Source organism: Brachybacterium sp. p3-SID957, assembly GCF_025144775.1.
In the GTDB taxonomy this organism is placed as follows: domain Bacteria; phylum Actinomycetota; class Actinomycetes; order Actinomycetales; family Dermabacteraceae; genus Brachybacterium; species Brachybacterium epidermidis.
In genome coordinates, this window is the sequence record NZ_JALXKT010000089.1 from 1 (window position 1) to 9891 (window position 9891).

The window sequence follows — 9891 nt, forward strand, 5'->3', positions numbered from 1 at the left end:
ACAGTCTTCTGATCAAGCCATCGGAGTGGGCCGGGCGAGCGCCGGCCACCCCACGCCGGAGCCGGACATGTCCATCGAAACGCACCCGATGGGGGCGAATAGTTGTAAGAGCCACGGCCTCGGCGCGGAAGCAGCACGACGCTCACCCTGCCAGCCAGTTCCAGACCAGCCGCCCCAAGACTCACAGTAGTTGTAGTGGTGGTTCCAGACGCTGATCGCTTCGCGGCGCTGGTTCTCGGATTCGTAGCGGCGGGCGTAGAGGCACTCGTCGCTCATCAGCCGCTGGTAGCGCTCGATCTTCCCGTTGTGCCGGGGCGTGTAGGCCCGGGTGCGCTGGTGCCGGGAGATGAACGCGCTGGTCGAACGGTTAAACGGCACCGGCGCGGGATGGAGGTCCCGGTCGTAGAGGGTGTCGGGGCCGGCATCGCGGATGGGCTGCCCGTCCTCGCTGATCCGTCGCGGACTGGATGCTGCGGGCCACAGGACGGCATGCAGAGAGATGATTGACACGACTCCCCCTCTTCCGATGGTGCGAACCTCTCGGACCTGCGACGTCACAGTCGATGTCCGCTTTGCCCGCCTGGTGCCGGTTCGTACCATCCGTCAGGTTCTGATCCTTGTGAAGCCGGTCCACAGATTCCCGGCAAGTAGCCGCCGGCTGACCGACGGCCGGAGAGCGGCGACCATGAGCCGGGCGCAAGGGGGCAGCGCTGCGGCCTGCGTAGTCATGCAAGCCGCACCGGCAGTCCGATCAGCGCCCGGACGGCACGAAGCGCCGTCTCCAGCGACAGGAGACGGCGCTTCAGGGAAGGAGCGCCAGCGGTCGGCGAACGACGGGCGCTTCGCCGTGCCGGCGGTTCAGAAGTTGATGGTGATGGAGCCCGGGCGACGGGTGCCCGCCTCCGCCGCGCCGTTGGCGGCCGCGGAGACAGTGCTGTTGTTCAACCGGGGGCTGCGATAGCTGCCTCCTGATCCACCGGCGCCGCCGAAGGAGATCGATGCGGTCCCTGTGGAAGCGTTGTCCCGCACTCGCAGGGTCGTGCAGCTTCCGCTCCCGCCGCCTCCGTAGCCGCCTCCGCCTCCGGCGGAGACGTGCGACGTGGTGGCTGAAGCCGTCTGGACACCGTTCGCACCGTTCCCCGTGACGCCCGCCGTACCGGCTGCACCCGCCGTGCGCACGGCGCTGAGCTGCGTCTGGGAAGGGCCGACGGACGTGGTCCCGGCGGGTCCGCCTGTGCCGGCGGGCCCGCCGGATCCGCCGGGTCCGCCGCGTCCCCCGTTGGTCGTGGCCGTGGTGCTCGACACGTTCGGGTGCGACGTCGCCGATCCTCCGCCATTCGCTCCGGCCGAACCGCCGACCGCCACGGCACCGCTGAACTGCGGGTACCCGGACGAGGTCAGCACCGAGCCCCCACCGCCACCGCCGCCCCCTGCCACGACCAGCACCTCCGTGCCGATCACGATGGCCGAGGACCCACCCCCTGATCCACTCACGTTGTTGTTGGTCGCCTCCCCGGCGGACTCCGCACTGAAGATCACGTCGCCGCCCTTGCCATATCCTCCACCGCCGGTTGCGTTCGGGGGCACGCGAACGCCCGTGGTCGTCGGTCGCACCCCTCCTGCGCCGACCGTCCAGGACAGGACCTCGCCCGGCGTCACCGCCAGGTCACCGGTGATACGGGTCCCGGCGCCTCCAGTACTGCCGTTGGCGGCGCCTCCACCCCCGCCGCCGACCACGGTCACACAGATCCGCGTCACCCCGGCGGGGACCCTCCAGGTCCCGGTGGTCGGATCCGACCCGGAGCGGGGGCTCGTGGCCGTGAACGTCCGCGACGGGCATTGGAAGGGCGAGGCGGCGACAGCGGGGGCGGAGACTGCCACGGCTGCGGCCGGCACCGCCCATGCCGCCGTGCGGGCCAGTCTCCGTCGGGAAATGGGCTGGTGTGGTGTGGTCATCGATGCCTGGTGCCTTTCTGGCTGCGAGTTCCGAGGCTCACGGGCTCGGTGGTCTTGATCAAGTATAGGCGCCGTCGAGTCCGGCCAGGAGGCCCCGATCGCAGGCTCCGCCCCTATCCAGCCGCAAGAGGACCGCAGGTGACAGGGTCAAGCCTCCGTCGAGGTCACGCGCACGCTGTCGTGCTTGGCGGAGATGACGCCGGGGGCGTACTCCCGCCAGTCCTCGTCGATTTCGAGGCCGAGCGCACGGGCGAGGTAGTAGCGGGGGACGTCGGCCCCGGCGAGGTGCACGAAGGGGTAGCCGCCGCCGAAGCGGGGGTTGATGTCGATGACGGAGGGCTCGCCGCCCTCGGCGAGGAACATGTCCGTGTCGATGAGTCCGGTGAGCTGCGCGCGGGCGATCTTCTCGGCGTTGGCGACGAAGGGTGCGGGATCCACGGAGGCGGCCTTGTCGGTCTCGCCGGCGCGCATGCGCACCTTGCGGCGGGCGAGCACGGCCCGCAGCTCGCCGGGCTCGCGCAGATCACCCACGATGTCCACGCCGTGCTCGAGCCCGGGCAGACAGGGCTGGACCACGACATCCTGGCCGCTGGGGGCTGAGCCGTCGGCCGGGGCGGGGGCGGAGTCGATCGCTGCGTCGATCGCGGCGCGGACCCCGTCGGCCGGGACCAGCGCGAGCCCGGAGGAGCCGCTGCCGAGGCGGTGCTTGACCACGAGGCTCTCGGAGGCGGCGGGGATCTCGGCGATGCCGGCCTCGTCGTCGCCGGTGACGGTGCGCGGGGTGGGCATCCCGATGCCCTCGAGCAGCTGGGCCATGCGGAGCTTGTCGGCGCAGCCGAGCTGCCAGGCGCGGTCGACGCCGGGCACGAGGATGCCGCGCTCGCGCATCCGATCGGCGAGGTCGGTGGCGACATGGAGGTGCATGAGCTCGTAGTCGTTCGACAAGGTCGACGAAGAAGCCATTCCACGCAGCTCCGGTCTCGCTGGTCGCGACCCGCATGCCGAGCACTTCGCGGTGCCCGTCGCCATTGGCGCCGGTGGCTAGGAGGACGACAGCGTTGATCACGCGGCCACCTTCACGGGCCTTCATGGTCAGCACGTCGGCGGAGACGAAGGTGCAGGGCCCGGCCTCGTCCAGCGGCCGGTGGTGGAACTGCTCGACGTGCTCGTCCAGATCTGCTGCCATCCTGCTGACCTGCGACATCGAGAGACTGTTGATGCCCAGGGGTTAGACGAGCTCGTCCATGCGACGCGTGGAGACACCTGCGAGATAGCAGTCCGCGACGACCGTGATCAGGGCACGCGCTGCACGACCTGCAGTTCACCGCCCGCACCGCGCTCGGCGGTACGAGCGCGCCGAGTGCGGTGCTACTGGGGGCCGACGGCCAGCTCGCCGGCGGCCCCGTCAACGACGGCAGAGCGGTGATCGAGTTCGTGCAGGAGATCTGCGAGCAGCCGGCGGAGGCGGGCGCCGGAAACGCGCGGGAAACGCCACCCCACGCGTAACCCCCGAAATCGAGGGTCACGCCGGGGGAGTCAACGCGGCGTGTTCTTACCGACGGAGCCGCGAGCAACCTAGAGATTCAGCAGACCCGACGGGGAACCACCGTCCAGCAGGGCGACGTGCAGAGCGGCGATGTCGAATCTACCGCGCTCGATCGCGGTGTACTCCGCTGGCGGCACGAAGCTCGACTCGGCGGCTTCGTTCTGTGCATTCACCGTCAACGCGAGTACACCGCCGTCACCGAAAGCACTGAAGAGCACGTCGAGGAGCTGGTTCACCTCGTCGAGAGCCGTGTCGAGAACACCGTCACGACTGAATGCTAGGTCCACCGCACCCTCGACGACGCCGACGATTCCACCGACGAGAGTCGAGAGGACATCGTTTGCCGGCGTCACCGGCTGCCAGCCCAGCCGGAAGACCTCGATCGCCACGGCAGATCCGTCCACCACTTCGGCGAGCGTTCCCTGAATAGTCACCCCCAGGAGCGCCACGCGGATGGTGAATCGGCCCGGGTTCTCTGCCGCTACTTTGCGGGTTCGGGCCCTGGGGTGAGGGCCTCGTAGTGGAGCACTTCGGACTCTACTCGCGGATTTTGTCCTCTACCAGGGCGTCTGCGACGGTGCGCTCAGCGATGCGGGCCGGGCGCTTCCAGGCCCGGTAGGTCCGTGCAGCGATCGCAAGGCCCTGCTGGCTCAGGACGCGAAGGATCGGCTCGACTGCGTAGCCCTCGGCTCTCATCTCGTCGATGAACGCGCAGATCAACGGTTGCGGGGATCGAGCTCCCCCGCAAAGAAAATCGAAGCCCGACGAAGGATCTCATTGTCCTCGGGAAGCCGCTTGTTCTCGGCCTTCAGGCGCTTGACCTCGGCAGACTCCTCGGTCGTGATGCCGGGGCGGGTCCCGTCATCGACCTCGGCCTGCGCGAGCCAGCGCCGTGCTGACTCCCGCGAGACGCCTTCTTGCCGAGCGACCGCAGTGACTGCGGCGGTCAGAGTGGGGTACTCCTGCTGGTGTTCCCTGACAAGCCGCACACACCTCACGCGCAGCTGGGAATCGATCTTCCACGGCTGCCTGTCCATCCTTCCCGACTCAAACAGCAGCGGCATCAAACCTGGGCCGATTCAAGTAGGTGGTGGTATATGCGGTGTAACCGTTGATGGGGCGCGCGGTGCTGTACGGCGCCGGGATCGTCCACGTCTGGTCAGTTCCGACCTGCCCCCACTTGAGGCCCGCATATGCCGCAGCGGGGAGGTAGAGCGTGGAGCGTGCCGCGGTGGGATTCGGGGGTGGCCGGGACATTCTCCATCCAGATGCCCGCCGTCGGGTAAGCAGCGCTGCCGTTGATGGTGATGGTCTGCGTACGACCCGAGGGGCCACTGCCCGTGATGGACGACACGGCGAGGATGCCTCCCAAGAGAGGCGTTGGCGAGGCAGCGACCGCGGGCGCTGCAACAGCCACAGCGGCCGCAGGGGCAACCCAGGCCGCGCCCCGCAGCAGGTGCCGACGGATGGGATGGGATCGGAGCCGGTCATTGGCGCCCTCCTGGTGTTGATGGCTCCTCACGGGCACGGCGTGCGGACTCGACCCACACCTGAAGCGTCCTGGGTTTCGTTCCGTGGTTAGACGGTCGCGGGCGCGGTCGTCGTGGGGTGAGTGTAGGACGCTTCGACGCTTGCTGGGGTGCGGCAGTCGAGAGCTTCGTGGAGCCGGGCCGTGTTCCACCAGTGGACCCATCCCATCGTGGCAAGCTCGACCTCGCTGACCGACTCCCAGATCCGCTTGGAGTAGATCAGCTCCGCCTTGTAGAGGCCGTTCACCGTCTCTGCCAGAGCATTATCGTAGCTATCGCCGACGGTGCCGACAGACGCTTTCACACCTGCGGTGAGAAGAGCGTCTGAGTAGGCGAGAGAGACGTATTGACTGCCCCGGTCGGAGTGGTGAATCAATCCGCTCTCATTCCGGCTCACCCCGGTGGCGAGGAGCGCGTGTTCCAGTGCGAGCAATGGCAGCTGCTCCGTGTGGAGGGTGGGCGCGACCGCCCAACCGACGATTCTCCGACTGAAGACATCGGTGATGAACGCGACGTAGCAGAATCCGGTGAGTATCCGGACATAGGTAATATCGGCAACCCAGAGCTGCTGCGGCCGGTCCGCAACGAACCTCCGTTCCACGAGGTCGGGACGCTGATCGTCTCCGGCTTCGGGGTGGGTGGTGACGGGCTTGCGGCCTCGGCGAACGCCCTGGAGGCCTGCGATCTTCATCAGCCTCGCGACCTGGTCTCGGCCGACGTCCCATCCCGCGTGCTGCATGGCGTGCCACGTCTTCCGGACCCCGTAGACGCTGTAGTTTTCCTGGTGAATCCGCTGCACCTCCTCTATGAGGATCTCGTCCCGAACGCTGCGCGCGGAAGCATTCCTGTTCTTGGAGGCGCGGTATCTGCGGGAGGTGATGAACCCACGTTCTGTCGCACCGAGGATGCGGCAGATGGCCTCGACCCCGAACTGATCGCGATGCATGTCGATGAACGCGATCACTTCGTCGTGGGGCGGTCGAGTTCCGCTGCGAAAAACGCCGAGGCGGCTTTCAGGATCTCGTTCGCGCGTCTCGCCTCGGCGAGTTCTCGCCGGAGCCGGCGGTTCTCCTCCTCGAGTGGCTCTCCCGGGCCGGCTGGTTCGGTGGGGCCGCAACGGTTGCACCAGATCCGCAGCGTCTCCTCGCCGACACCGAGCTGCGGGGCGACCGCACGGATCGATGCTGCACGGGGACCGCCCTCGCGGGCCTGACGGTCGTAGACCATACGCACGGCGCGGTCACGCAGCTCTGGACTGAACTTCTTGGGCATGCTCCGATTCTCCTTGCTGAGACTCGGAACGGAACCCAGGGCGCTTCACACCCGGCTCGGAAATGGGACGTACTAAACGGTAGCGAAGGTACGATTCAACCTAAACCGGCGCAACGGTCACGCGGCCTTGTTCAGTCGTTGTGTCACACCGCACGGCGCGCTGCGTCCGGGTTAGATCGATTTTTCGCGTTCCCGTAGTGAGTCAACGGAACAACTGTCCGAGCAGAGCCCGCTTCGCCCCGCGGTACGGCGGGGTGACCAGCCGGAGCGTGTCGGGTCGCAGCGGCTTCTTCACGACGGGCTTGGCATGGGTGAACACCTCGAGGCTCGCGCGGCCGTGGTACTTCCCCATCCCGGACTCCCCCACCCCGCCGAAGGGCATCGTCTGGGAGCCGAGGTGGGCGAGGGTGTGGCTGAGAGCGAGGGAACCGGAAGAGGTCTCGGCGATGAATCGCTCCTCGATCTCGGATCGGGGGCTGAACACGTAGGCGGTCAGCGGCTTCTCGCCCCTATTGATGCGGGCGATCGCTTCGTCGGGACCAGAGACTTCGAGCAGCGGGAGCACGGGACCGAAGATCTCCTCCCCCATCACCGGGTCGTCCCAGTCCACGCCGGTCATGATCGTGGGCGGGAGGTACCGGGCCTCGCGGTCGGCCCCGGTGGTGCCGCCGAGCACGGCCTTGTCGTCGTCGATCAGGGCGAGCACGCGGTCGAAGTGCTTCTGGTTCACCATCCGACCGTAGTCGCGGGAGCGACGCGGGTCCCTGCCGTACAGCGCGATCGTCGCCTGGCGCAGGTGGGGCACGAGGCGATCGATCATGGCCTGGGTGGCCATGAGGTAGTCCGGGGCGACGCAGGTCTGCCCGGCATTGGTGAACTTCCCCCACACGATGCGGCGGGCGGTGGTGGCGAGGTCGGTACCCGCATCGACGAACACCGGCGACTTCCCGCCGAGCTCGAGCACGGTGGGGGTGAGGTGCTCGGCGGCGGCGCGGGCGACGATCCGCCCCACAGCGCCGTTTCCGGTGTAGAAGATCAGGTCGAAGCGCTGCTCGAGCAGGAGCGTGGTCTCCTCGACGGCGCCTTCGACGACTCTCACCCAGGCCGGGTCGAGGTGGGAGCGGATCAGGTGCGTGAGGGCGGCGGAGGTAGCCGGGGCGACCTCGCTGGGCTTGAGGATCGCGGTGTTCCCGCCGGCGATCGCGCCGATCAGCGGGGCAAGTGCAAGGTTCACAGGGTAGTTCCACGGGGAGATGATCAGCGTGGTCCCGAGAGGCTCACGGCGGATCTGTCCGCTGGAGGGCGCGAGCAGCAGGCCGGGGCCGAAGCGCTCCGGTCGCAGCCACACACGGAGGTTCTTGCGCACATGCGCGATCTCCTGGGTGACAACACCGAGCTCGGTGATCAGCGACTCGGTGCGGGACTTGCCGAGGTCCAGCTCGAGGGCCTCCAGCAGGCGGGGACGCTCGGCGCGGAGGCCGCGGGCGAGGGCGTCAAGCTGCGCGATCCGCGCCTCGAGCGACCGGGTAGTGCCGGCGTCGAAGGAGTCCCGCAGCGCGGCGACGTCGGCGAGGATCTCGCCTCGTCGGACGGCGTCGAGGGCGGAGGGAGCGGCCTGGTGCGCATCGGTGGACATGGCTCCAGGGTACGAGCCGGGATCGCGACCCCATAACCTTCGTCTCCAGATGATGACCGGACGGTTTTTTCCCTAAATTGGAGTCAGTCGTCATTTTTCTCGGAACCGAAGATCGGAGCATCCCGTGCAGGGCACCTCGTTCCCCCGTCGATCACTCGCCAAGGGCGCCCTTTGGTCCCTGCCCGTGATCGCCGTGAGCTCGGCGGCGCCCGCTGTGGCGGCGAGCGCGACGCCGGTCACGATGCTGTGGAGCGGCTTCGGCGCGCCCAACCGCACCTTGGCCAATCAACCGACCCAGACGGTCGACGGCGTCAAGGTCACGGCGAGCCTTGCCCGCCCGTCTGGGGTCAACCCCAGCGGCAACTGGACTCCGACCGGCGAGGGTCGACTGAAGCTGGTCAGCAAGCAGCTCACCACCGGCGATGCGGCGCAGACTGTCACTCTCGACTTCTCCGCCCCCGTCTCACACGTCTCGCTCACCATTGACGGGATCGATCAGAGCAACGGGTTCGGGGTCCACCATCTTGAAGAGGTCTACGTTCCCTCCAACAGCACAGCGTTCACAGCATTCTCTGCCGGAACGAAGGTCACCGGGAGCGGCACACCGAGCAAACCCTTCCGCGCGAAGGACGACGTCAACGGAGACTTCACCGGTCCCGAATATTCCGTCACGCTCACCTGGGAGGAGCCGATCAGTTCTCTCCAGATCGGCTATCGCCAGGGTGTCCAGGCAACCCTCCCCTCCTCCCCGGAGATCACGATCTCCCCGGTCACCTTCACTCCCACCGTCACCGCCTGAAACTTCCCAGCTGGCCTCGAATGTCGCGTGTCGGACTGCGGCAGCGCCCTACGTCCCGGCCAGCCGTCACCCGTCGCCGAGCAGAGCGAGGACGAGGACCGGTCGCTCGGCCGAGATCCAGGCGCTCTGCTCCCTCATCGTCCCCGGCCGCGGACGGCGTCGGATGCGCCGTGGGCGAACGGCTAGTCCGTCCCCGTTCCGACGGGCGTCGATGCCGGACAATGGAGGCGACGCCGTCCCGAAGGCCGGGCCGATGCGAGGAGGCTCCCGAATGGCTGTGCTGCTGTCGGCACCGATCCTGCTGTCGATCACCCTGCTGATCTCCGGGCTCGCGAAGCTCGGTGCGCGCGAAGGGACCCAGGATGCGATGCGCTCGCTGCGCCTCCCGCTGCCGGCGATGCACGCCTCGGTCGCCTCGGTGCTTCCGATGATGGAGATCGTGCTCGCGCTGGCGCTGTGGATCCCGGTGCCCCCGCTGCAGATGCTGATCGCGGGTGTCGTGACGTTGCTGATGTTCGCCTATCTGGTGATCATCGCGCGGGCGCTGACCTTCGAGGAGCAGGTGCAGTGCTCCTGCTTCGGCACCCTTGCCTCCCCCACCGTCTCCCGCACCACGCTGGTGCGGAACGTGATCCTCAGCGTGCTGGGCGTGCTGGCGATGGTCGCGGCCGCAACCGGTGCGATGACCACTCTCCTGGTGCAGGACCCGATGGAATTGATCGGGCTCGGGATGGCGCTGCTGATCGCGATCGTGCTTACCGCGGCCACGATCGGGGGACGCGTCGCCGCGCCCGATGCTGACGCCCCAGCCGCTTCCGCCTCTGCGGAGCCGGTTCTAGAAGAGGACGAGCTGCTGGACTACGAGCGTTCCCCGATCCCGGCGGCGGTGCTGCAGCAGCCCGACGGCCGCCTGACCACCCTCACCCAGCTCACCGCGCAGCGCGCGGCTCTGCTGGTGTTCGTCACCGAGGGCTGCGGGCCGTGCGAGCGAGTGCTGGACCACGCTGAGGAGTGGATCGCCGAGCTGGAACAGACGCTCCAGGTGCGGTTCGTTTTCTCCCGCCCGCTGAGCCAGCTGCGGAAGCAGACCACGGACCGGGTCACCGACCACGCGCTGCACGACCTGCAGTTCACCGCCCGCACCGCGCTCGGC

General features: G+C 68.1%; 7 protein-coding genes, 3 pseudogenes and 1 other annotated feature. Of the genes and pseudogenes, 2 read left to right on the top strand and 8 right to left on the bottom strand.

All coding sequences use genetic code 11. The annotated features are described in order from the left end of the window. Nucleotides 1-186: 186 nt before the first annotated feature. The 8 genes and pseudogenes from M3B01_RS13910 to M3B01_RS13945 form a co-directional block, all read right to left on the bottom strand. Nucleotides 187-348 (bottom strand): annotated as a pseudogene (locus tag M3B01_RS13910) (integrase core domain-containing protein); the annotation flags it as partial. A 510-nt stretch (nt 349-858) separates the two neighbouring features. Next, nucleotides 859-1029: a hypothetical protein gene (locus M3B01_RS13915; protein WP_259793058.1), complete on the bottom strand. Its 171-nt coding sequence runs from the start codon at nt 1027-1029 to the stop codon at nt 859-861. 1074 nt (nt 1030-2103) lie between these two features. Next, the gene (locus M3B01_RS13920; protein ID WP_311203233.1) at nt 2104-2985 is read right to left on the bottom strand and encodes an ATP-grasp domain-containing protein; all 882 of its coding nucleotides are present in this window, start codon (nt 2983-2985) and stop codon (nt 2104-2106) included. Beyond that, nucleotides 2891-3268: pseudogene (locus tag M3B01_RS13925) on the bottom strand (transposase); the annotation flags it as partial. The gene M3B01_RS13920 and the pseudogene M3B01_RS13925, both read right to left, overlap by 95 nt. 263 nt (nt 3269-3531) lie before the next feature. Then, a complete protein-coding gene (locus M3B01_RS13930; protein WP_259793060.1) occupies nt 3532-3951 on the bottom strand; it encodes a hypothetical protein in 420 nt (139 codons plus the stop codon). Between the two features lie 91 nt (nt 3952-4042). Next, nucleotides 4043-4539 (bottom strand): annotated as a pseudogene (locus tag M3B01_RS13935) (transposase); the annotation flags it as partial. Nucleotides 4540-5080: 541 nt separating this feature from the next. Beyond that, nucleotides 5081-6303 (bottom strand): IS3 family transposase gene (locus M3B01_RS13940; protein ID WP_259793063.1). Its coding sequence is split into 2 segments (ribosomal slippage): nt 5081-6024 and nt 6024-6303, totalling 1224 coding nucleotides; the frame shifts between segments, so codons are not numbered across the junction. Further along, nucleotides 5932-6034, bottom strand: a sequence feature (AL1L pseudoknot). Its footprint overlaps the gene before it by 103 nt. A gap of 202 nt (nt 6304-6505) precedes the next feature. Next, nucleotides 6506-7939 (bottom strand): aldehyde dehydrogenase family protein, encoded by a 1434-nt coding sequence (locus tag M3B01_RS13945; RefSeq protein WP_259793066.1) that lies wholly within the window; start codon nt 7937-7939, stop codon nt 6506-6508. A 184-nt stretch (nt 7940-8123) separates the two neighbouring features. On the opposite strand from M3B01_RS13945, the gene M3B01_RS13950 reads away from it, so the two are divergent. Both M3B01_RS13950 and M3B01_RS13955 read left to right on the top strand, forming a co-directional pair. Beyond that, entirely contained in the window at nt 8124-8738 is a 615-nt protein-coding gene (locus tag M3B01_RS13950) for a hypothetical protein (protein WP_259793068.1), read from the top strand. 271 nt (nt 8739-9009) lie between these two features. Further along, a partial coding sequence (locus M3B01_RS13955; RefSeq protein WP_259793071.1) for a MauE/DoxX family redox-associated membrane protein occupies nt 9010-9891 on the top strand: 882 nt, incomplete at its 3' end.

Coding starts and splice junctions, on each gene's coding strand:
- M3B01_RS13945 (WP_259793066.1), bottom strand. CDS start 7,939: ATGTCCACCGATGCGCACCAGGCCGCTCCCTCCGCCCTCGACGCCGTC.
- M3B01_RS13920 (WP_311203233.1), bottom strand. CDS start 2,985: ATGGCGACGGGCACCGCGAAGTGCTCGGCATGCGGGTCGCGACCAGCG.